General features: G+C 64.1%; 13 protein-coding genes. 6 read left to right on the top strand and 7 right to left on the bottom strand.

Annotation, left to right across the window (positions count from 1 at the left end; translation table 11 throughout):
- Positions 1-46: 46 nt before the first annotated feature.
- Positions 47-742 carry a tRNA (adenine(22)-N(1))-methyltransferase TrmK gene (locus CKW37_RS16200; protein ID WP_305885284.1) on the bottom strand — a complete coding sequence of 232 codons (696 nt, stop codon included), beginning with the start codon at positions 740-742 and terminating at the stop codon, positions 47-49.
- A 265-nt stretch (positions 743-1,007) separates the two neighbouring features.
- Here CKW37_RS16200 and CKW37_RS16195 point away from each other — a divergent pair, with 265 nt between their 5' ends.
- The 6 genes from CKW37_RS16195 (at position 1,008) to CKW37_RS16170 (ending at position 17,825) form a co-directional block, all read left to right on the top strand.
- Positions 1,008-1,871, top strand: coding sequence for a GGDEF domain-containing protein (locus CKW37_RS16195; RefSeq protein ID WP_095156710.1), 864 nt, complete (start codon positions 1,008-1,010; stop codon positions 1,869-1,871).
- A gap of 1,625 nt (positions 1,872-3,496) precedes the next feature.
- Complete coding sequence (locus tag CKW37_RS16190; protein WP_095156709.1) at positions 3,497-5,092, top strand: ShlB/FhaC/HecB family hemolysin secretion/activation protein; 1,596 nt, start codon at positions 3,497-3,499, stop codon at positions 5,090-5,092.
- A gap of 39 nt (positions 5,093-5,131) precedes the next feature.
- On the top strand, positions 5,132-14,608 hold the full coding sequence (locus CKW37_RS16185) for a filamentous hemagglutinin N-terminal domain-containing protein (protein WP_095156708.1): 9,477 nt from the start codon (positions 5,132-5,134) through the stop codon (positions 14,606-14,608).
- Positions 14,609-14,898: 290 nt separating this feature from the next.
- Positions 14,899-15,162 (top strand): hypothetical protein, encoded by a 264-nt coding sequence (locus CKW37_RS16180; protein ID WP_095156707.1) that lies wholly within the window; start codon positions 14,899-14,901, stop codon positions 15,160-15,162.
- A gap of 48 nt (positions 15,163-15,210) precedes the next feature.
- Entirely contained in the window at positions 15,211-16,851 is a 1,641-nt protein-coding gene (locus CKW37_RS16175; RefSeq protein WP_095156706.1) for a hypothetical protein, read from the top strand.
- Complete coding sequence (locus CKW37_RS16170) at positions 16,851-17,825, top strand: endonuclease/exonuclease/phosphatase family protein (protein WP_095156705.1); 975 nt, start codon at positions 16,851-16,853, stop codon at positions 17,823-17,825. The genes CKW37_RS16175 and CKW37_RS16170 overlap by 1 nt, the downstream gene beginning before the upstream one ends.
- Before the next feature lies 1 nt (position 17,826).
- Here the strand turns inward: CKW37_RS16170 and CKW37_RS16165 are convergent, their stop codons facing one another.
- From CKW37_RS16165 to CKW37_RS16140, 6 genes are all read right to left on the bottom strand, one after another.
- Complete coding sequence (locus CKW37_RS16165; RefSeq protein WP_095156704.1) at positions 17,827-18,303, bottom strand: hypothetical protein; 477 nt, start codon at positions 18,301-18,303, stop codon at positions 17,827-17,829.
- On the bottom strand, positions 18,300-18,668 hold the full coding sequence (locus CKW37_RS16160; protein ID WP_095156703.1) for a hypothetical protein: 369 nt from the start codon (positions 18,666-18,668) through the stop codon (positions 18,300-18,302). Before CKW37_RS16160 ends, CKW37_RS16165 begins: the two co-directional genes overlap by 4 nt.
- Positions 18,652-19,212, bottom strand: a complete 561-nt coding sequence (locus CKW37_RS16155) for a DUF4123 domain-containing protein (protein WP_095156702.1) — start codon at positions 19,210-19,212, stop codon at positions 18,652-18,654. Before CKW37_RS16155 ends, CKW37_RS16160 begins: the two co-directional genes overlap by 17 nt.
- Positions 19,209-20,054, bottom strand: a complete 846-nt coding sequence (locus CKW37_RS16150; RefSeq protein WP_143502010.1) for a hypothetical protein — start codon at positions 20,052-20,054, stop codon at positions 19,209-19,211. The genes CKW37_RS16155 and CKW37_RS16150 overlap by 4 nt, the downstream gene beginning before the upstream one ends.
- Before the next feature lie 103 nt (positions 20,055-20,157).
- The gene (locus CKW37_RS16145; protein ID WP_095156700.1) at positions 20,158-21,528 is read right to left on the bottom strand and encodes an APC family permease; all 1,371 of its coding nucleotides are present in this window, start codon (positions 21,526-21,528) and stop codon (positions 20,158-20,160) included.
- Between the two features lie 124 nt (positions 21,529-21,652).
- Positions 21,653-23,035, bottom strand: a complete 1,383-nt coding sequence (locus CKW37_RS16140) for an aspartate aminotransferase family protein (protein WP_095156699.1) — start codon at positions 23,033-23,035, stop codon at positions 21,653-21,655.
- Position 23,036: the final 1 nt, after the last annotated feature.

Below are 23,036 nucleotides of genomic sequence, written 5' to 3'. Positions count from 1 at the left end.
ATCGTCCAACATGCACCCGCTCGCAATGGCGCTGGATGCTTGACCCTCAGCCCAGCAGGTCAGTGATCCACTGAACCTGCCGGGCCAAATCCCGCACTTTCTCTTCCGGCACGGCCTGCCGGGCCTGGGCGAAGTTGACCAGCGTGCGCTGCTTCAACCGCAACAACCGCTGCCACTTGGCCAGGAACGCCGGGCTGCGCGCCTGCATCTGCAACGGCCCGAAGTACAGTTCCTCGGGGCTGTACAGCACCGGCCCGCTGCGCTCGGCGACGATGATTTCGTAGTCGAAGCGATTTTCCCGCAGCACTTCTTCGCTGAGGATGCGGTAGTCGTTGTCCATCAGCCATTGCCGTAGCGGCTGCTCGCCGCCGTTGGGCTGCAGGACCAAGCGTTCCTCGCCGCTCAGGTGGGCCTTGCCGCTGGCGAGGATGTCGCGAATCGTCTCGCCGCCCATGCCGCACAGGCTGACCGCCGTGATCCCGTCCCCCGCCTCGATCGCCGCCAGGCCGTTGGCCAGGCGCACGGTGATGCCGTGTTGCAGGTCGTTCTCGCGAACCGTGCGCTCGGCCGCACGAAACGGCGTCAACGCGACCTCGCCCGCCACCGCCGCCGCAATGGCGCCACGGCGCATCAACGCCACCGGCAGATAGGCGTGATCCGAGCCGATATCGGCCAGCCGCGCCCCGGCTGGCACCTGCGCCGCCACGCGCTCCAGGCGCTTGGACAATGTCTGTTCGTTCACTACCGCCCCTTTTTCACCACAAGCGTCCGGCGCGCTTGGCCGGATCGGGGGGCAATTCTGTCGGGCAATGCCGGGTATTTCAAATGGTCGGTGCTGGTTTGGCGGCGATCGGCGCGCGGGTTGCAACCGGCGACGCTGGCCAACCCATTCCAAATGGCCAGCCGATAGGCGACACTCGCCACTTCATGGACGTCTGCAACAACGCTCGGGGCCTGATTGCACGGCCGGGCCATGATCAAGTTGTATCAATCGGACGCCATGAACCATGCCCGTTGACCTGAAAGCGCTCTACCCCAAACTGATCCACCTGATGCTGGACACGGTCTTCGTGGTCGACCGGGACAACCGGATCGTCTTTGTCAGCGACGCCTGCGAGGCACTGTTGGGCTACCGCGCCGACGAACTGACCGGCACCCTGATCACCCAATACATGCACCCCGACGACCTGCCGGCCACGCGGGCTTCGATCATCCGGGTGATGAACGGGCAACCCCACTTCGATTTCCGCAACCGCTATATCCGCAAGGACGGCGGCGTGGTGAATATTCTCTGGGCGGCCTTCTGGTCCGACGAGGTAGAGGCGCGGATCGGTGTCGCGCGCAACGTCACGGCCCTGACCCGGGCCGAAGATGAGCTTCGGTTTCTCGCCCATCACGACCCGCTGACCAAACTGACCAACCGCTCGGTGTTCAATGACCGCCTGGAATCGGCCCTGCGCACGGCGCAGCGCCACAACAGCACGGCGGCCTTGCTGTTTCTGGATATCAATGACTTCAAGCTGATCAACGATGTCCACGGGCATGCCGCCGGTGATCGCGTGCTGTGCGCCATTGCCCGGCGCCTGGAACGCTGCGTGCGCGAGACGGACACGGTGGCGAGGATGGGCGGTGATGAGTTCACCGTGCTGCTGAGCGATATCCCGTCGGAGGAAGCCGTTGCCGAAAAGGTGGCGCAGATTCTCGCGGTCATGGCCGAACCGCTGGGTGACGACTTCGACGGGCTTTCCATGCCGTCCTGCAGCATCGGTGTGGCCTGCTATCCCGCTGACGGCGAGGATGCCGATACCCTGCTCAGCCATGCGGACAGCGATATGTACCGGGTAAAAAGGCGTCGTTCGGCGGCGGGATAAGACATACGGAATGTATTTCCACGCGTCCTGTGTAATGGCTCAGGCCTTGAATTACGCTGTATACCGTATTCGCCTGACACCCCCATAAAATGTCTACTGCGTCACATTTTTCCTGATGGTTTCACGGGCAATAAAAACAATGCCCGGACGCGTTTTGGCTCAAACATAAGTGGAAATATTCAGCCACTCATTCAGATGCCAAGCACCCCATTTGAACCGTTTTCCGGACCCAGTTCCAACGTCAGAACGGGCGTAATCAGAGCTGATAAATGACGTCGATTTTTCATTTTTCACGAACAGGCCATCGCCCACTTTCCCGTTGAACAGCGGACACTTTTACTCCGTTCCACCACGCACGCCTTCGTCGCTATCTCACCCCGGGATTGCTCCATGTTTTCGGGGGCGAGACACCCTTACGACTATAAAAATCATCAAACTCCACTTAATACCGCCCGCACTTCCGATGCGTGCACGTTGAATACGACCTTGCAACTTCCCCACCCACAACCTAACTGCAAAAAATAAACAACAACTAAAATTCGCCCTTCATCCACCGCCAAGAATCCAGAAAAAATAGCAACACAACAACCCCAACAATAAAACAACAAACAACGCCGCTAAACCTAAACAACCATCTGAACGCAAGCTCAACAACTTCCCGCAAACTAAAATTAACTTACCAAACTACTAGCCCAACTAATAAATCCTTATTTAAAAATCACACGACTACCAACCCGGCCGGCCTTACCAACTATTTCTTGCAAACAAAAGACATTCGCGCAAACTTTTCGAGTTCACCCGAGCCATTCCTCAGCCGCGCCACGCGCAGCAAAAAGTTACCGCTTTACAAATAGTTAGCGCGTTAACAAATCGCGCGCTCGCCCCGCCCCACCTGCCCTGCAGGCGATCAAGAGACAACCTGCCCCTCGCTTCGCCATTAGCGCACTTACAATACTTACACTTCCTGACGTCAATTAATCCGCGTCAAAAAAAATGATGTCACATTGCCATTGACCGCCGGTCGCAACAGCGCTATTAATGCGGTCGTACTACCTCTGACCCTGCTATGGGTCATCGCTGCGACGGAATGCGGGGGGGAGCATAAAATCAAACGGACGATGGTTTTCACCATTAAAGAATCCGTTTTTTAAAACGCGCCACGCAGACCGGGGGGGCTGTTCAAGCCCAGCAGAAATAGGGGAGCGCTCCTTCGAGCAAAGGAGCAGATATCAAGAAAACCTAGAAAAACATCCATCTTGGAGCCTGACAAAGAACAGGCGCGATGGGGTGTCGACGCAGTTCACCTGCGCGACGGTGCAAGCGGTATCACGCCGCTGAATGCTGTTCTATTTTTTCGAGAATCAAACTAATTACACGCCTGCGCATGCGCCTCAACCGAGGCCGCTTGTCTGTGCCTGCGTAAAACTTTTTTGGCTGATCTTTTTTCGGCCCGGGCGCCCTTGCGCCTGAAAAATGCCAACGGTTTACCAAGGATGTTCGGCTCCGTCAGGACGCCGGCTCGAGTGTGCTCAATCGCTAGAGAAACAAAGATGCTGGATGTATCCCGACGATCGAATGACCTGCCTCTAAAAACCTCCTCGCCAATCACTGACAGCAAGGTTCCCATGCTCTATTCCCACGTACCGGCGAAGGCGCTGCTGTGCGCCCTCGGTTTTGCCGTGATGACCGCCAACGCAGCATTGGCCAACGAATCCGCCACCCAGGTCCCGCAATCCCAGGCTTCGCAAGCCCAGGTGATGGTCAAGGCCGTGGAATTCAGCGGTAACCGCACCTTCACCACCGAGCAGCTCAGCGCGCAGATCGCCGGCGATATCGGCCGCCCGATGAGCCTGGTCGAAATGAAAGCCCTGGCCGCCAAGGTCGAGGCCTACTACCAGGCCTCCGGCTACCGCCTGGTCAAGGTGGTGGTGCCCGCCCAGGACTTCGCCAACCAGAACGCCCTCAAGCTGGTGGTTCTCGAAGGCTGGTTGGGTAACGTGCAAGTCACGGGTGCCAAACGTTTCTCCAACGAGCAGGTGCTTGACGCCCTGACTGCGGGCGGCGTGGTCGCCGGCAAGCCGTTCACCCTGGAACAGGTCGAGCGCTCGCTGACTCACCTCAATCGTCTGTCCGGCATCGAGGTCAGCTCGACCCTGCAGCCAGGCGTGGAAACCGGTTCCACCGACCTGGTGGTCGATGTCACCGAGGCAGCCCGCGTCCAGGGCGCCGTTGAAGTCAACAACTACGGCAGCAAGGACACCGGCGAAACCCGCGTGATCCCGAGCCTGAAGTTCGCCAACCTGAGCGGCCACGGCGACGAAGCCAACGTCATGGCGCTGACCTCCATCGGCGACGGCGACTTGTGGTACGGCTACGTCGACTACAGCCTGCCGCTCAACGCCCAAGGCACCAAGGCCCGCGCCTACTTCTCGAAAGGTAACGTCGACGTCGGCAACACCTACCGCGTGCTGGAAATCGAAGGTGACAACCAGAGCTGGGGCCTGGGCGTGTCGCAAGACTTCGTGCGCTCGGCGCGCAGCATCATCACCGCCGAGGCCTGGCTGGAATCGCAAGACCTGGAGCAAAGCATCCTTGGCGTGCGTACCGCCGAAGACAAGATCCGCAAACTGCGCTTCAGCCTGAACCTGGACAACTCCGACCTGTACGGCCGCACCCTCGCCACCGCCGGCCTGCACTACGGCCTGGGCGAAGCGTTGGGCGGCATGGACGACGAGTCGATCATGTCCAGCCGCGCCGCCGCCAAAGCGGACAACACGTTCACCAAATTCACCTTCGACATCGCTCGCCTGCAACAGATCACCCCGCGTTTCCTGGTGATCCCGCGCATCGCCGGCCAGTACTCCCTCGATTCGCTGGTGTCCAGCGAGCAGTGGGGTGTCGGCGGCTTCAACTCGGTGGTCGGCCACGCGCCGTCGACCTGGTCGGGTGACCACGGTTTCACCGCCAGCCTGGAAGGTCGCTACTCACTGTTCAAGGACAACGACCGCTACCAGGCCACCGCGCGTATCGACCACGGCCAGGTCTGGCTGAAGGAAACCCTGGTTGGCCAGGACGATCATCAGGACCTGACCGGCGCCGCCATCGGCCTGCTGGCCCGTCCGATCGACAGCGTCGACCTGCGCGTAGACATCGGTGTGCCCCTCAGTGAGAAAACCGAGGACAGCACCTACGTCTACGCCCAGGCCCGCTATCGCTTCTGAGCCACGGAAACCACACCCAATTCGCACAGGTAAGTACTCATGTCCCGCAAGAAAAAAGGCACGAAGACATTCATCAAGGCGGTCTCGGTTTCCGTGATCGGCGCCAGCAGTTCGGTTGCATTCGCAGCACCCACAGGCGGCGTGGCCGTGTCCGGTGGCATCTCCATCGGCACCATGAACAACAACGAACTGGTCATCACCCAGGCGTTGCAGAAAGGCATCATCAACTGGACCGACTTCAGCATCGACGCTGGCGAGCTGGTGCGTTTCGCACAGAACGCCGGTAACGACTCGATCACCCTGAACCGGGTGCTGGGCAGCCAGGTCTCGCAGATCCAGGGCGCCCTCCAGGCCAACGGCAACATCTTCCTGATCAACCCCAACGGCATCGTTTTCGGCGCCGGTTCCCAGGTCGACGTGGCCGGCCTGCTGGCGACCACCTTCGACGTCACCGACCAGAGCTTCCTCAACGGTGGCCAACTGAACTTCACCCAAGTCGCCGGCAAAGACCTGGCCAGCATCGCCAACCAGGGCCAGATCACCACCGGCAGCGGTGGCTTCGTCTATCTGGTGGCACCGAAGGTCGACAACTCCGGCTACGTGATCGCCAACGTCGGCCGCGTGACCATGGCTGCCGGTGACCGCTTCACCGTCAACCTGCAAGGCAGCAACCTGATCAACTTCAGCGTGTCCGCCGACACCCTGGCCGCCGCCACCGGCAACGACCTCACCGGCGTCAACAACAGCGGTACCGTTTCGGCCCAGACCGTCCTGCTGCAGGGCAACTCCGCCAGCGGCCTGATGAGCTCGGTGGTCAACAACGGCGGCATCATCGAAGCCACCGACCTGACCATCAACGCGGGCGATATCGTCCAGGCGGGCACCATCAAGGGTGTCGGCGTCGCCGCGGCCACCACCGCGACCCTGGCCGCGACCAACACCATCACCACCGCCGACAACAGCGCCACCCGCGCCAACACCCTGAACCTCTCGGTCACCGGCGCCGGTGCTTCCATCGGCGCCGAAGGCGCGGCCCTGCGCGTCGACGCCGACGTGCTCAACGCCAATGCCGCCAACGGCCACGTGCTGGTCACCGACGTCAACGGCGGCGTGGCACTGGGCGAAGTCAACGCCGGCACCGCGACCGAAGGCGGCAGCGTGGTGATCACCGCCCAGAACGGCAGCATCACCTCGGCCGACACCAGCAAAACCAACGTTTCCGGCTACTCGGCCAAGTTCGTCGCCGACGGCGCCGTGGGCACCGACAGCGACGCGGTCAACACCAAGGTCGGCGTGCTCTCCGCCTCGACCCAGAACGGCGGCATCAACGTCAAGAACCAGGGCGCCGTGATTCTCGGCGACGTCGTCGCTCGCGAGCAGATCACCATCAATGGCCAGCCCGCGGTTTCCGGCGCCATCGACAACAGCGGTTCGATCACCCTGAGCAACGGCAACACCGGCAGCAAGAACGTCAAGGTGCAGGCCACCGAAGGCGTGGTCCTCACCGGCACCGTCTCGGCCACCAACAGCCTGACCGTGACCTCCGACACCGGCAGCATCCTGGCCGCCCAGGCGGGCACCTCGCTGGTCGGCCGCACCGTCAACCTCAACGCCGGCACCGAAGTCGGCGACGCCTCCCAGGCCCTGAGCACCCAGAGCAACACCGTCAACGCCGCGGCCGGCAACGGTGGCGTGTACCTGAGCGAAAGCCAGGGCCTGACCATCGGCACCCTCACCGCCGCCGGCACCGACAACAACGTCGTGCTCAACGCGACCCAGGGCAACATCACCGTCGGCAGCATCACCGCCACCGGCGGCAAGGTCGACCTCACCGCGGGCAACGGCGGCATCACGGCCACCGGTTCCGGTACCAACGTCACCGCGGGCGAGCTGACCGCGTCGAGCAAATCCGCTATCGGTGCCGCCAACAAGGCGCTGAGCACCAGCGTCGACAAGATCACCGCCACCACCACCGCGGCCCAGTCCGGCGTGTACCTGTCCAACGGCAAGGCGCTGAACAGCCTGTCGGTGACCACGCCGAACGGTGACACCAACGTCGCCTTCACCGGTGGTTCGCTGGTCTACAGCCGCAACCTCAACAGCCTGACCCTGAACCGCACCCAGGCGCTGGACCTGTCGTTCTCCAACACCGCCAGCGGCTTCAAGCTGAACGGCATCGATGCCGGCGCCGACAAGAGCGTCTCGCTGACCGCCGCCGGTGACATCACCCAGGGCAGCGGCAGCATCGTCGGTAAAGACGTGGTCATCGACGCCTCGGGTAACGTCGGCGCCGTCGGTACTGCCCTGCAGACCCAGGCCAGCACGCTGAACCTGACCAGCCGCAACGGCATCGCCAACGTCGCCAACACCTCCGCCGACCTGACCGTGACCGCCAAGGCCAACTCCACCAACGGTGCCGTCACCGTCGGCCAGAGCGGCAACCTGGCGGTCAACTCGATCGTCGCCAAGAAAGCCGTCGAGCTGACCGCCGGTGGCGCTGTCACCACCGCCGCCGACGCCGTTGGCACGCCGATCTCCGCCGGCTCGCTGAACGTCACCGGCGCCTCCATCGGCACCAGCAGCAAAGCGCTGTCCAGCCAAGTGGCCGGTGGCGCGGTCAACCTGACCGCTACCGGCGGCGACATCAACTACGCCAACATCGGCGCCATCAGCCTGCTGGACGTCCTCGCCACCCAAGGCAAGATCGCCTTCCAGAACTCCGGTGACGTGGTCGTCGGCCAGGTCAAGGCCGGCGGCACCGTCGACTTCAAGGTCTCCGGCAACGTCACCGACGGCAACGGCTCGGCCGCCAACTTCATCACCAGCGGCCTGACCGCGGCGGTGAAATCGTTCGGCACCTCGGGCGACGCCATTGAAATCCAGGTCGACGAACTGGTGATCGACGCCGCCAACGGCGGTATCTACGCCCGCCAGAGCAACGGCAACCTGCTGTCCCTGGTGCAGGCCACCAGCGGCGGCACCGGCAGCGACATCCAGATCGCCGCGGACGGCAGCATCAAGCTGGGCAACGTCGACGCCGGCGGCAACAACGTCAAGCTGAGCGCCGGCGGCACCATCGAAGATGGCCGCAGCAACAAGACCAAAGCCAACGTCGTCGCCCGCGAACTGGACATGAGCGCACCCGGCGGCATCGGCAAACAGGGCCAACTGGACCTGGATGTCAGCTTCCTCTCCGCCGCCGGCGGCAGCGGTGGCGTGACCGCCACCAACGCCGGTGCCGTGGCCGTGAACAGCAGCTCGCTGACCGGCAAGGGCGCGAGCGCGATCACCATCGTCGCCACCGCGATCACCGTGCTGGACAACAGCGGCGGCACCATCACCATGGATGGCGGCTCGCTGACCCTGACCGCGACCTCGGGCAACATCGTCTTCCTCAACCAGACCGACACCATCTACCTGCCAGGTGGCGGCAGCATCACCCTGACCGCGATGAACAAGGCCAGCTCGCAGGTGCCGGGTTATGACGGCGTGATCATCGCCGGCAACCTGAAGACCGACGGCGGCAACATCACCCTGCAAGCGCAGTCCAACATCACCATCGGCATGCTCGATGCCGGCACCACCGGTAACGTCACCGTCGCTTCGGCCGGCGGCGTGATCCTCGACGGCAACGGCACCGCGCAGAACATTCGCGGCAACAACGTCAGCCTGACCGCCAGCACCCCGAGCAAGTACACCGCCGAGCTGACCCGCGACACCGCCATCGCCGAATACTCGGCGCGCGATGCCGAAGCGGCCGCCAAGCTGCTGCAACTGAACATCCTGATCCAGCAGCTCAAGGACTACGAGGCCCTGGTCACCTCTGCCACCGTGCAGAACAGCCTGGCCGAGCTGACCCAGCGCCTGGCGGATATCTCCGCGACCGCGCAGTCGAACAAAGTCGACAGCATGTCCAAGGTCGCCGACGGCCTGAACACCGCACTCAACGCCGCCAGCGTGGTCCGCAACGCCGCCGCGGTCATCGCCGGCGCCGCCCAGGCCATTCCGTTCTCCGGTGACGCCGGTGCCGACGCGGCGTTCGCCGTGGTCGACCTGGTGTTGTCCGCCGCCACCCTGGCGCTGGACAGCTACGAGCGCTACAGCCTGGCCCCGCAACAAGACCTGCTGGTCGAGCTGAACAACACCCTGGACGTGGCCAACGCCGCGGTCTACACCGCCGCGACCAACCTGGCGACCACCACCGCCATCCGCGACACCACCGCCACCTCCAAGGCCACCGCCGACCTCGCGGTGTTCAAGGCCAACACCGCCCGCGACGCCTCCTTGCAAGTGCGCAAGCAAGCCGTGGCCGCGTACAACCTGAACCAGCAGATCGACAGCTCCGCCGACAAGCCGCTGGGCATCACCGCCAACCGTCTGGACATCAACAACGGCGGCGTCATCGACTCCAGCCTGTACCTGGACTCCGCCGGCAGCCTGGGCCTGGGTGACATCACCGTCGCCGCCGGCCAGAAGATCGTCGCCGAAGCCAACAACAACATCGGTGTGGTCGGCAGCGTCAACAGCGACACCTCCATCAGCCTCAAGGCTGGCCAGGCCATCCTCGGCCAGGGCGGCACGCTGGCAACGCCAGACCTGAAAATGGTCGCCGGCAACGGCATCGGCGCCAACCAGGCCGTCAACACCAGGACCGACCGCGTGGCGGCCGACGCCGGCAACGGCGGCGTGGCCATCGTCAACGCCAACGGCGGCGCCCTGCTGACCATCGGCACCCAAGGCGCGGTCAAAGGCATCACCGGCGCGGGCGACATCAGCGTCACCACCGACGGCTCGCTGAAAATCGACCAACTGGTAAAAGACAGCACTCACACCCACACCGTGAGCCTGACCAGCACCAACGGCTCGATCATTGACGGCAACACCGTCGAGCGCAACGTCCAGGGCGGCACCCTGGTAGCCACGGCTGCCGGCGCCATCGACCTGGACACCGACGTCGACACCCTCAACGCCGAAGTCACCCACGCGGGCAACATCACCCTGCGTGAAGCCAACGCCGTGACCGCGAACCGCCTGCAAACCGCCAGCGGCAACATCGACCTGACGGCCGGTGGCGCAGTGCTGGTCCGCAACCTGGACGCCGGCACCGGCACCATCAACCTGCGCGCCGATGGCGCGGTGGACGATGACCAAGACAACAGCACCCTGATCGTCGCCGACACCCTGAACATCAACGCGGCAGGCAGCGTCGGCGCCACCGGCGGCAACGCCAACCGTGCGCTGGACACCCAGGTCAACACCGTCAACGTCACCGCCGCTGGCGAGGTCAACCTGGCCGACGTCGATGACCTGACCATCGGCACCCTGGAAACCGACCACGGCAACGTCACCGTCACCACCGGTGGTTCGCTGAACGTCGGCACCCTGAGCACCGGCACCACCAGCGACACGGTCACCCTGGTCGCCGGCAACCAGATCACCAACACCAAGACCGACGGCACCAGCAACATCGATGCCGCCAACCTGACCCTGCGTGCAGAGAACGGTATCGGCGCGGCCAACGCGCTGAACGTCAAGGTCGGCAACCTCGCCGGCAAAACCACAACGGGCAGCCTCAAGCTCAACGATCTGGACGGTGACCTGGTCATCGGCACCCTCGCCCAGAACCTGGGCCTCGGCACGCTCTCCGGCCTGAACAGCACCGACGGCGCTATCGAAGTCGGCACCGCCGGCAACCTGACCGTCAACGAATCCGTGACGGCCACTACCTCTGGCGCGGTACGTCTGGGCGCGGGCGGTGACGTCCAGCAGAACGCTCAGATCGAAACCGAGAACGGCGATATTTCGGTCAACGCTGGCGGCAACGTCCAGCAGGACGAGCAGATCGTGGCGGACACCGGCAACATTGCGGTGAAGGCTGGCGGCAACATTCAACAAAACGCCGATACCAAGACCAAGGCCGGCAACATCGCGGTGACCGCCGACGGCGACATCACGATGGACGCGAATGCCCAGACCGCCTCGTCGGTTTCCGGCAACGTCACCGTCGCCGCAGGCGGCAATGCCTCGCTGCAAGACGTGGGCGCCTACGCTGGCGACGTCAATGTGAGCGCGCAACAGGGCAACCTGGTCCAGAACGGCCAGTTGCTGACCGGCTCGGGCAACATCACCGCTCACGCCGGCCGCGACCTGACCACCCTGGCCCTTACAGGCGCAATGTTCGCAGGCAACATCGACCTCAGCGCTGGCGGCAACATCAGCCTGCAGCACGTGGGCACCAACGGCGGCAACATCAAACTGAACGCAGGCGGTGACCTGACTCAGCACCAACAGGTGCTGACCGCTGCAGGCAACATCACCGCGCACGCCGGTGGCGACCTGACCACCCAGGGTGATACCACCGTGGTGGGTACCGGCAACATCGACTACAGCGCTGGCGGCAACGCCAATCTGCAGCAGGTGACCACCGGTAACGGCAACGTTGATCTGGCGGCCAAAGGCAATCTGACCCAGAACGCTCTGGTGCAAACCGGCGCGGGCAACATCACCGCGCACGCCGATGGCGACCTGACCACCCAGACCGACACCACCGTCGTCGGCACCGGCAACATCAACTACAGCGCTGGCGACAACGCCAACCTGCAGCAGGTGACCACCGGCAACGGCAACGTCGATCTGGCGGCCAAAGGCAATCTGACCCAGAACGCCCTGGTGCAAACCGGCGCGGGCAACATCAACGCGCACGCCGATGGCAACCTGACCCAGAACGCTCTGGTGCAGACCGGCGCAGGCAACATCACCGCCAAGGCCGGTCGTGACCTGCTGATGGCGTCCGGCGTGCACAGCGTGGTTACCGGCAACGGCGACATCGTCTACAACGCCGCGCACAACGCCAGCCTGGAGAACCTGTCCACCGGCAACGGCGCCATCACGCTCGGCGCCGAGCAGGGCAACCTGACCCAGAACGGCCTGGTCCACTCCGGCGCGGGCAACATCACGACCTCCGCGGGTCGCGACGTCACCCTCAACGGCGAAACCAGCACCGCTCAAGGCAACATCGCGCTGAGTGCGGGCCAGAACCTGACCCAGAATGCGCTGGTGCACACCGATGCCGGCGACGTCACGACCTTCGCGGGTAACGATGTCACCCTCAACGGCGCAACCAGCACCTTCAACGGCAATGTCAGCCTGAACGCGGGCCGCGACCTGACTCAGAACGCCCTGGTCAACGCCGCTCAAGGCAACGTCGGCGCCAACGCCGGCCGTGACCTGCTGATGACCTCCGTCGCCAGCACCACAACCACGACCGGCAATGTCGACTACAGCGCGGCGGGCAACGCCACCGTGCAGGAAATCGGCGTCGATAGCGGCAACGTGAGCGTGACCGCCCAGGGCAACCTGGTGCAGAACGGCACCCTCGGGGTCAACAACGGCAACGTCTCGGCGGACGCCAAAGGCGACCTGACCATGAGCGTCGGCGCGCTGACCAACGTCAACAGCCAGGGCAACGTGGCCTACACCGCGGGCGGCAACCTGCTGATCGACCAGATCCGCACCGCCGACGGCAACGCCACGCTGACGGCCAAGGCCGGCGACATCCAGGTCCAGGGCAACGCGGCGCGTAACGTCACCGCCAAGCAACTGACCGCGACCGCGTCGGGCAACATCGGCAGCAACGATGCCCTGCGCACCGACATCGACACCCTGGTGGCCAAGGCCGACAGCGGCTCGATCGTGGTCGACGAAGCCAACGCCATCACCCTCGACAACGTCGCGGCCGCCAACGGCCAGGTGTCGGTCAACGCGGGCGACATCACCATCAAGCAACTGCAGGGCGACAGCATCGCGCTGACCTCCAGCGGCAAGGTCGAAACCCTGGCCGGCGGCCTGGTCAAAGGCGGCGACCTGAACGTCGACGCTGAAACCGGCGTCAACCTGCACACCGCTGTCGACAGCGCCACGGTATGGGTCAACGGCAGCGGCAATATCGCCCTGACCGAAGACGACGCCATCACCCTCACCCGCCTGAACACTGCGGACGGCAACATCCGCGTGACCGCTGGCGGCGACATCGGCGTGAACACCGTGAACGCCGGCAGCCAGAATGTCAGCCTGACCTCCACCGGCGGCGCCATCGTGACCCAGCAGCCGAGCTTCTTCGCTCGCATGCTGGCTCGCGTGGCACAAGCCACCGGCATCACCGGCGACCGCATCGAACTCGACGCGGCCAACGGCCTGGGCAACGGCTCGCAAGGCGCTCTGAAACTGACCGGCAACACCCTCGACGCCAGCACCACCCGCGGCGACGTGAACCTGGCTCAGTCGCAGGCGGCAACCCTGGAGAACGTCAGCACCGGCAACGGTAACGTGCAGGTCGTGGTCGCCGATGGCAACGCCGTGGTGGGCAACGTCAGCGGCACCGGCTCGGTAGCGCTGACCGCCGAAAACGGCCAACTGGTCGACGATGGCAACAGCACCACCCGCGTCCAGGGCAACGCCCTGAACCTGAGCGCCACCGACGGTATCGGCGCCAACGGTGCCCTGCAGACCAAGGCAACCAGCATCAACGCCCAGGTCAGCAACAGCGGCAACATCGCCATCAACGAAGCGGATGGCCTGGATCGCCTGACCGTCAACAGCGCCAATGGCGACGTTGCCGTCAACAGCGCGACCGGCAACCTCAACGTCGACGTGATCAATGCCACTGGCCACGCCGTCACCCTGAACGCCAACGCCGGCGCCATCCGCGACGTCAACAACAACACGGTGAGCAACGTCAACGCGCAGAGCGCCAACCTGACCGCCGCCAACGGCGTCGGCCAGAGCGGCAATGCCTTCGACGTCAACGTGCGTAACCTGGCGTCCACCGGCGGCAACGGTGGCGCGGTGCTGAACAGCACCTCGACCTCGGCGCTGAACCTGACGGCGCTGACCGCGTCCCAGGGCGACATCGTACTGACCAGCGCGGGCGACCTGAACGTCAACGGCGGTGTCTCGCACACCGGCGGCGGCAACATCACCCTCAACGGCGGCAACATCAACCAGAACGCCAACATCACCACCAGTGGTCGCGGCAACGTCAACGTCAACGGCAGCGGCAACGTCGTCATGGCGCCGACCTCCACCACCAGCACCGGCAACGGCACCGTCAGCTACACCGGCGGTCGCAGCATCAGCGTTGCGTCGATCCAGACCTCCAACGATGTCGGTGGTGGTCGCGTGGTGTTCGTCGCACCGCAGGTACTGGACAACATGCCGGGCGTCGCCAACGTCCGTGCCTGGTCGGTATCGCTCAAGGCGGACAACGGCACCAACGCGCTGATCCAGGAACTGATGGGCGACGTCAACGACTCGTCGCAGGTCGACCTGGGCAACCGCGTGATCGGTGGCAGCCTGGCTGAAAGCCGTCGCTTCATGGAAGCGCTGCTGCAGCCGGCGGTGGTTCAGCAGACCGGTCCGGAGAAACTCTTCGACGCGGGTCTGTTGAACGCTTCGCAGGTCAGCCCGTTCCGTGGTTTTGTCGAAGGTGAAGATGGCGTGATGACTTACAACAAGTAAGTCGTAACGCGGTAAACAGAAAGGCCGCCGGGGGGATTCCCCCGGCGGCCTTTTTTTTGGTTTTTCACGGGGTCCTGGGGACGATGATCTTTGGCTTTGCGGACTTATCCGTTCGATGCGGCGAGGCTGCCGGCGCCTTTCGGCCTCCTGTAGGAGCGAGCTTGCTCGCGAAACCCCCTTGAGCGCCGCACGATTTTGAGTCTGCGCGAAACACCCTCCCCCCTTCCCTCCACCCCGCAAAATGTGAATGATGGCGGGATGCCACAAACATCCCCTCAAGGAGAAACGAGATGTTCGATCTGAGTGACGTTGGCTACGTCAAACGTATCGTGATCGGCAACACGGATCCGACCAATCCACTCTCGCAGGCCGCTATCGATGACCAGACAGACCTGCTCAACCGCTGCCTGAACAACACCCCCAAGGGCCGGATCATCGGTATCGAGAAAACCCTGGTGTCGGTCGAGGTCGCGGGCCGCCAGGAAGCCCTGCAGGCGCTGGTCTACCACGTCGGCTTCACCCGCAAGCCCCATTGGCTGAACGAGCATGAATAAGGTGCGCCGCGCCAGCCCGGCCAAACCTCAGCTGCAGCCGAGGCCGTAATGGGAAAGGAGCTCATCGAAATTGCCGGCGTTTACTACCAGCGTATCTGGGGTGCCCGTGGAACAGGGGACCGCGATCATCTGGGCGACCTTGAACGGTCATCCTTGATCTGGCGAAACACCGGCGCGTGGAAGGTCAAGACCAGCGACGTTCGATGGGCGCACAGCGGGGAAAGCAAATACACCGGCTCACAACGCACCCTGAGGAAGAACAAGCTCAAGCACAAGTGGGACAGCGCGCGCCTGGGCGTGCGCTATCGCGACAAGGCCCGCGAAGAGAAGCTGCTCCAGTACAAGATCAAAGTCCTCAAGCGGATCATGGCCAAGGTGAAATCCCGTGGTGCGAAGGCGTCGGCGACCTATACCGAAGAGCTGGCATCGACCTCGGACAACACGATGTTCGTCGAAGGCGTGCTTGACGACCAATCGCCCTTTCAGGCGGCGGCCTGGTTCCAGCGCAGCGGGAACGATTGGACTCCGCAGGCGGTGTGTATCGTCAACGTCCAGGACATCTCCGGCCATCCCGCGCTCTACCCACTGTGCCCGGAACAAAAGGCGCAAACCGTGGACAGTGGCCTGGCCAGCCTGCGCTTCGATTCGACACCGGTGTACGTCGAGTCGGCCATCGCCATTGAAGGCAGCGAAACAGCGATGCCGATTCTGCAGGGCGCGCATTACTACCAGGCCTTCCAGTTCGGCCCCAACTTACAGCAGGCGGTCCGCAGCCAGATGCCGCTGGTGTTGATCTGTGAGCAGTCCAATGGGTGCGATTGGCGCTCCACGCCCTTCGATCTCGAGTTCACCAACGTCCGCCTGTCCCACTGCGTGCTCAACATGATCACGCAAACGCTGGAGGGCGCCACGCACAGCACCTGCTACCTCGTCGGCGTCGGCCTGGATGGCCGCCGCTACTACACGGACCTCGGCCGCGACGACTGGGTACTGCGCTGGAACCTCTACCTGGAAGACGGGTTCGAGCCTTCCGAGGTCGATGACGACGACCCGGACACCAACGCGTCGATGGCCGGTGAGGAAGATGACTTCTTCCTGAGCTGCGAAAACGAGTTTCCGCCGCTGGGAGAGCTGGCCCATCTGGATACCTGGCTGGGTGGCGAAACCTGGCGCAAGGGCGCGATTTCGTCCGCCCTGTACAACGCCCTCACCGACGCCCAGTTGCTGCACCTGCAATTCGGCATTGCCCTGACCACCTTCGGCATGACGGATGTCGCACTGCTGTTTCGCGGCACACCGACAGCCACGGTGACGAATGAGCATTTTTCCTTTGGCCGATCGCTGTTCCGGGTAGTGCTGGGCCAGCCTTTCAACGGTGGCTCGGGCGGCATCATCCATGAGTCGCACCTGCGGGCGACGGTCTGCGGTGTCGCCTGCGAAGGCTACAGGGAGGAAAGCGAGCAAACCGCCATTGTCAACTTGCGCCCCCTGGATGACGCCGATATCCCCGCACTGATCCACGCCATGGAAATCAACCTGCCAAGCGACCCGCAGCCGCCGATTACCCAGTTCGCCCTGCGCCTGGAACTGACCACCGGACGCTGGTCGATCCAGGCCAGCAACGACGAGAACCTCGACTTCACTTTCTACAACCCGGCACTCAATCCGATCCCCGCGGAGCAAGGCTAATGGCGATCCGCATTATCAGTTGGAACATTTTCAATTTCGCGGCCGGCACGTCCGGGGTCATGAGCAGGACCGACAGCACCAACCGGATGATGGATGTGGTTCACCCGCCCGCCGGGGCCGCCGAATGCGACATTTTCGTGATCATCGAACCAACAACGAAGAAAGGTAAAGTCGGCACCGCCGCTACCGGTGGCGGCCCCAGCGGCGGCACGCAGATTCTCGCGATACTCAACGCCCGGGCCAATGGCGGCGCGGACTGGGCAATGGTGGCGCCGCAGATTATCTACTGCAAAAAGAAAGGCGGAGGCGAAACCGTGCTGGTGTTCCACCGCACGCCGGTCGTCACGTTCCAGGCGGGGACATTGCTGACGAACTCGACGAAGACCATCATCCCCAACTGGGAAATTCTGGGTGTACGGGAAAGTTGCCCGTTCCATGTCACCTTCCGCGACGTGGCAACCAATACCGATTTCGAACTGATCGCACAGCACGCCCCGAGCCCGAGCTACGGCGCCGACCAAAACCGCAAGGCCAACCTGGGCGTGGCGGCGGTGGGCGCACACGCCAGCGTCACCGGCAAGCCCAGGGTCGTGTACCTGGGCGACCTGAACCTGTGCGCCGTGCCGTCGCCTCCCGTGCCGGACTGTGACCTGACGGGGCACAATGACGACCGCACCACCCTGGGCAACCTGGGCTTGACCCTGGTTTCCGATCGGACGCGCTCCAGCCTCAAATCGGGCGCCGCGGTCTGGAACAACTACCGCGAACACGCCTACGACAACATTCTGGTCAAAGGCCATACCGCGGCGAACTTGCCCGGCGTGATCGACCTGGTCGCCCCGCTGGTCGCCACCAAACCCACACCGATCGCGGCGAATGTGTTCCGCAGCGGCACGGTGTTCCACAAGATCCGCATCATCAAAAAAGGCGGGATCAGCGACCACCTGCCGATCAAGGTGACGCTCACTTTCTGACTTACCGCCAGGCGTAAGGGGGGTCCAGGAACGGCGGCCAGCGCTCTTCCTCGATCTCGCCTTCGTCTTCTTCCGCCTCTTCAGCGGCCGGCGGCGTCGCGGTCAGCAGGATGTCGGCGCGCTCCACGACCTGGGTCGATTCGTTGCGTTGCAAGGTGATCTCGATGTTCCAGTCCCCTGCCGGCAGCTCCTTTTCCTCAATGGCGACGAAGCCGGTGCCGTCGAGGGTGCCCTCGGCCAGCAACGACCCTTCCAGCAGCAAGCGATAAGGCGTGTCGGCCAGTGGCGTGTTGTCCTCGTCCATCACCGTCACTTCGATGCACGGTTTCTGGCAAGGCAGAATCGGGTCGCCCAGTTCGGTGGACGACGCCAGCGCCACCACTTCCTTGTCCATGGCGGCATAGGCGGCGACGGGATCGTCGTCGGGCGGCACGATCACCGGTGGCACCACCGCGAAGATCAGCGGTTCGAACTTCATCCCCGCGCCCTCTTCTCCAGCAGCCAGTCGCGCACCTGCGCATCGAGCACATCAAGCCGGTCACCCGGCCGCAGGCGTATGTCGCCAAGCGTCTCGCGTACCCAGGTATTGGGCGACTCCGCGCCCAGGTCGTCGTCCAGGGCCATGGCCACGTTCGCCAGGCGCAACATGTCTGGCCGGTCGCGCACGCCGCAGTCTTGCGCCAGCGTGTAGACGGCGCGCAAGCGCGTCTCCAGTGCAGCCGGGCCCAGGCGCTCGACCCGCCGCGGCCAATGCTGGGCCACCCGCGCGGCGGCCTGCTTGAGGAACAGCGCGTCGGCGGACTGGCCCAACTGGCGCAGTTGCTCGCTACTGATCACCAGCATCATCGCCCCCGGTGCTGAACACCTGCCAGTCCTTGCCCTCTTCCAGCTCTACCACCAGGCGCTTCATCGGCCCGAGCAGCGCCTGGTATTGCGCCGCGTCGCAGGAGGGCAGAAACACGCCGAGCACTCGCGGGTCATAGAAGCGGAACATCAGCACGCGGTGGTCCTCGGTGCGCACCCGCAAGAACTTCTTGCAGTGACGGCGCAACTGATCGATCGACACCTGCGCCGGGACCTCGATGAAAATCCCCCAGGCCTTGCCCCACCCGCGCCGCAGCAGGTCCAGGCTGGCCGGCGAGCCGGGCGTGAGCTTGACCAGCCACGGCGCGGCGGCTTTCAGCCGGGGGATCAACGGGCCGGAGTACAGGCAACTGGATTCAAGTCCGCTGCGTTCGAGCAAAGCCACGATGCCGGGGTCGCGAGCGCCGTCGAGCAGCCAATAGATCTGGTCGTCGGGCGACTCGCTGTCCTCGGGCCAGAGCAGCGCGGGCAAGCGTTCCAGCGCCGACAGTGGCGGGACGTTCTCGGTGTTCTCTTCGCTCATGCGTTGCGCTCGCAAATTTCACAGAAAGGGGTGCCGGTAACGGCGGCCTGTTCCAGCGCAGCCGCTTGCGCACCCTGCACGGCGTCGACCGGTTGCGGCGGTACTGGCGCTGATGCCGTGTTGCTTGCGGCTACGCGGGATTGCTTCGCTTGCTCGCACGCCTCGCAGAAGGGCGTGCCCTCCTCGGCCGCCTGTTCCAGCACCGCCGCCTGGGCATCCTGCACGGCCGCGGCCTCTGGCGAGGGCACTGGGTCAGCAGCGGCCCGGGCCTGCTCGCACACTTCACAGAACGGCGTCGCCTCTTGCGCGCCCTGCTCCAGCATGGCTGCGAGGGTTTCCTGGGCGGCGGCCACTTCAGCCGTCGGCTGCTCGACCACCGCCGCCACCACGGCAGGAGCCGGCGCGGGCGCTGGTGCAGCGGCGGCTTCAACGGGCGGAGGTGGGCTGGCCGGGGCGGCAGCGGCAACAGCGGCGGGTCGCTCGCTGGGGGCGACCACCGCCGGGCTGGCGAAGGTATCGACGCGGGGCCACACGCGCGGCCGGTGGACGTAGACATCAGCGCGCAAACTGCCGAAGCGCAGTTCATTGGCGACCTGCTGCAGCACCTGATCGTCGCTGAGCTGGTGGATCATCAGGGTTTGCCGGGCCAGCACCCGGCGCAATTCGAACAATTGGCCGGTGCCGCGCAGGTGACGTTGCACGAAGGCGTCGGCCTGCCAGGAGTCGTGCAATTCGACCCGGCGCTGCCAGGCGAGCGCCCCGCTGTCGGGGCGGCTGGCGCTGAATTCAGCCTGTTCGCACAGCTCGATCTGCTCTGCGCCGTCCGCCACCCATAACCGCATGTTCCGTCCCTGGACGTTTGTCGTAGCGAGCCATATACGAAATGGCCAGCCCCGTGTCAATACGCCACTACTTGCGCTGCCCCTCAGCCGGGGTAAACCGCACTCACTCGGCCATCTGCAACTCCGGCAGCTTGACCCGGAACGCCCGGGTCGCCACCAGCAGGCAAATCAACCCCAGGCCCATCCAGATCAGGCCGATGGTGAACGACAGGCTCGACAGGCTGCTCCACAACCACAAGGTGATAAAGAAGCCCGACACCGGCAGCGCGCCGTACAGCAGGCCGTTGCGCAGGCCACGGCGTTTCTGGTCGATCAGGTAATGCTTGACCACCGCCAGGTTGACCGCCGAGAAGGCGAACAGCGCGCCGAAGCTGATCATGTTGGCGACGGTGTCGAGAGTGATGAACAGCGCCACCAGCGACAACACGCTGACCAGCATGATCGCGCTGGCCGGCACCCGTTTCTTCGACACCAGGCGACCGAACACGCGGGGCAGCGCGCCGTCCCGGCCCATGGCGAACAGCACCCGCGACACGCTGGCCTGGGACACCATCGCCGAGGCGAAGCAGCCAGCCACATAGGTGGCGGTAAACGCCGAGCCGAGCAGATCACCGCCCACCCGGCGCATGACCTCCACCGAGGCCGAGTCGGGATCATTGAAGGTGCTCCACTCCGGGTAGACCATCTGCGCGCACCAGGACACCACGACGAACAATACGCCGCCCAGCAGCGTGACCAGCATGATCGCCAGCGGGATGCGGAATTTCGGGTTGGCGGTTTCCTCGGCCATGGTCGAAACCGCATCGAAGCCGACGAAGGAAACGCAGAGCACAGCCGCGCCGGTCATGATCAGCGGGAAGCTGAAGCCCTCATGATGAAACGGCGCCAGCAACGACACCGGCTCAGCCTGCGCCGACAGGCTTTGCACCGACAAGCCGACGAATACCGCGATGAAAATCAGTTGGGCGACCACCAGCACGCAATTGACCCGGGTGATGGACTCGATGCCGATCAGGTTGAAGAAGGTCACCAGGGCAATGGAACCGAGCACCCACACCCACGGGTGAATCGCCGGGAAGTATTCGGACATGTAGATGCCGATCAGCAGGTAGCTGAGCATCGGCAGGAAGATGTAGTCGAGCAGCAGGGTCCAGCCGGCCATAAAGCCGAAACAGGGCCCGAACGCCTTGCGCGTATAGGTGTAGACCGAGCCCGAAAAAGGATGGGCGCGGACCATGCAGCCGTAGCTGTAGGCGGTGAACAGCATGGCCGCGAGGGTCAACAGGTAGGCGGTGGGCAGGTGCCCCTTGGTCATCTCGGTGACCAGCCCGTAGGTGGTGAACACCGCCAGCGGAACCATGTAGGCGAGGCCGAACAGCACCAGCGCGGTGAAGCCCAGGGACTGGCGAAAACGCCCGGTGTGCGAGGTTGAAGGGTGAGACGGCGTATCGGCCACGTTTGTTGTTGTATTCATTGCAGACTCCTGGAATCGGGATGCAGGACGCCGCGGCAGGCGAAAGGCTTCGCCGCCGTTGTGACTCTTGTTATGGAAGGGCACGCAAGGCGGCCACCCCGGCCGGGGTGGCGCGCCGTTCAACTCAGCGCTTGCCGACGATCCCCGCGGTGCGGTCGACGGCGATGCGGGTCTTGTCGACCAGTTCGTCCAGCTCGGCGCGGGTCGCTACCAGCGCCGGCGCCATGATCATGCGACCCAGTGTGGAACGGATGATCAGGCCCTCTTCGAAGCCGAAGGTGCGGCATTGCCAGGCCAGGTCGTTTTCGTTGGCGAAGCGCTTGCGCGTGGCCTTGTCCTCGGCGAACTGCAAGGCCGCCACCAGGCCCGCGCCCTGGATCTCGCCGATCAGCGGATGGTCGGCGAACACCTCACGCAGGATCTTCTGCAGGTACGGGCCGGTGTCGTCCTTGACCTGGCGGACGATGCCTTCATCGCGCAGCGCCTTGAGGTTGGCCAGCGCCACCGCGGCGGCGACCGGGTGACCGGAATAGGTCAGGCCGTGGGCAAACACCCCGCCCTGCTCCACCAGCGCATCGGCAATGCGCTTGCCCAGCACCAGGCCGCCCATGGGCACGTAGCCGGACGTCAGGCCCTTGGCGATCGACAGGGTGTCCGGCTCGAAGCCGAAGTATTCATGGGCGAACCACTCGCCGGTGCGGCCGAAGCCGCCGATCACTTCATCGGCGCACAGCAGCACATCGTACTGGCGGCAGATGCGCTGGATTTCCGGCCAGTAGCTTTCCGGCGGGAAGATCATGCCGCCCGCGCCCTGGAAAGGCTCGGCGATAAAGCCGGCGACGTTCTCCGCGCCCAGTTCGAGAATCTTCTCCTCCAGTTGCAGAGCACAGCGCCGACCGAACTCGGCCGGGGTCAGTTCGCCGCCCTGGGCGTACCAGTACGGCTCGTCGATGTGCGCGACGTCGGGAATCAGGCCGCCCATCTCGTGCATGAACTTCATGCCGCCCAGCGCGGTGGCCGCCAGGGTCGAGCCGTGGTAGCCGTTCCAGCGGCCGATCATGATTTTCTTCTGCGGCTTGCCGACCACCTGCCAGTAACGGCGCACGGTACGGATCAGCACCTCGTTCGCTTCGGAACCGGAGTTGGTATAGATGACGTGGCTGTAGTGGCCCGGCAGCAGGCTGAACAGCAGCTCGGACAGCTCGATCACCGCCGGGTGGGTGGTGTGGAAGAACAGGTTGTAGTACGGCAGTTGGTCCATCTGCGCGGCGGCGGCGGCGGTCAGGTCCTTGCGCCCGTAACCGAGCTGGGTGCACCACAGGCCGGACATGCCGTCCAGGTAGCGGTTGCCATCGTTGTCCCACAGATACAGGCCCTCGCCGCGGACGATCACCCGAGGCCCTTCGGCATTGAGCGCCTTCTGATCCAGAAACGCATGGATATGGTGGGCGGCATCGGCCTTCTGGTAGTCGCGGGTCTGGCGTTGCGGTGCGAAGGGTGCATTCATG

It is taken from the genome of Pseudomonas sp. Irchel 3E13 (assembly GCF_900187455.1).
Classification (GTDB): Bacteria; Pseudomonadota; Gammaproteobacteria; order Pseudomonadales; family Pseudomonadaceae; genus Aquipseudomonas.
Note: the sequence above shows the minus strand (reverse complement) of the source record. Positions and strands in the feature narration are given on the sequence as shown.

What these genes read in the sequence shown, in the direction of transcription:
- CKW37_RS16195 (WP_095156710.1), top strand. Translation starts at nt 1,008, where the DNA reads ATGCCCGTTGACCTGAAAGCGCTCTACCCCAAACTGATCCACCTGATG.
- CKW37_RS16190 (WP_095156709.1), top strand. Translation starts at nt 3,497, where the DNA reads ATGCTCTATTCCCACGTACCGGCGAAGGCGCTGCTGTGCGCCCTCGGT.
- CKW37_RS16185 (WP_095156708.1), top strand. Translation starts at nt 5,132, where the DNA reads ATGTCCCGCAAGAAAAAAGGCACGAAGACATTCATCAAGGCGGTCTCG.
- CKW37_RS16180 (WP_095156707.1), top strand. Translation starts at nt 14,899, where the DNA reads ATGTTCGATCTGAGTGACGTTGGCTACGTCAAACGTATCGTGATCGGC.
- CKW37_RS16175 (WP_095156706.1), top strand. Translation starts at nt 15,211, where the DNA reads ATGGGAAAGGAGCTCATCGAAATTGCCGGCGTTTACTACCAGCGTATC.
- CKW37_RS16170 (WP_095156705.1), top strand. Translation starts at nt 16,851, where the DNA reads ATGGCGATCCGCATTATCAGTTGGAACATTTTCAATTTCGCGGCCGGC.
- CKW37_RS16165 (WP_095156704.1), bottom strand. Translation starts at nt 18,303, where the DNA reads ATGAAGTTCGAACCGCTGATCTTCGCGGTGGTGCCACCGGTGATCGTG.
- CKW37_RS16160 (WP_095156703.1), bottom strand. Translation starts at nt 18,668, where the DNA reads ATGCTGGTGATCAGTAGCGAGCAACTGCGCCAGTTGGGCCAGTCCGCC.
- CKW37_RS16155 (WP_095156702.1), bottom strand. Translation starts at nt 19,212, where the DNA reads ATGAGCGAAGAGAACACCGAGAACGTCCCGCCACTGTCGGCGCTGGAA.
- CKW37_RS16150 (WP_143502010.1), bottom strand. Translation starts at nt 20,054, where the DNA reads ATGCGGTTATGGGTGGCGGACGGCGCAGAGCAGATCGAGCTGTGCGAA.
- CKW37_RS16145 (WP_095156700.1), bottom strand. Translation starts at nt 21,528, where the DNA reads ATGAATACAACAACAAACGTGGCCGATACGCCGTCTCACCCTTCAACC.
- CKW37_RS16140 (WP_095156699.1), bottom strand. Translation starts at nt 23,035, where the DNA reads ATGAATGCACCCTTCGCACCGCAACGCCAGACCCGCGACTACCAGAAG.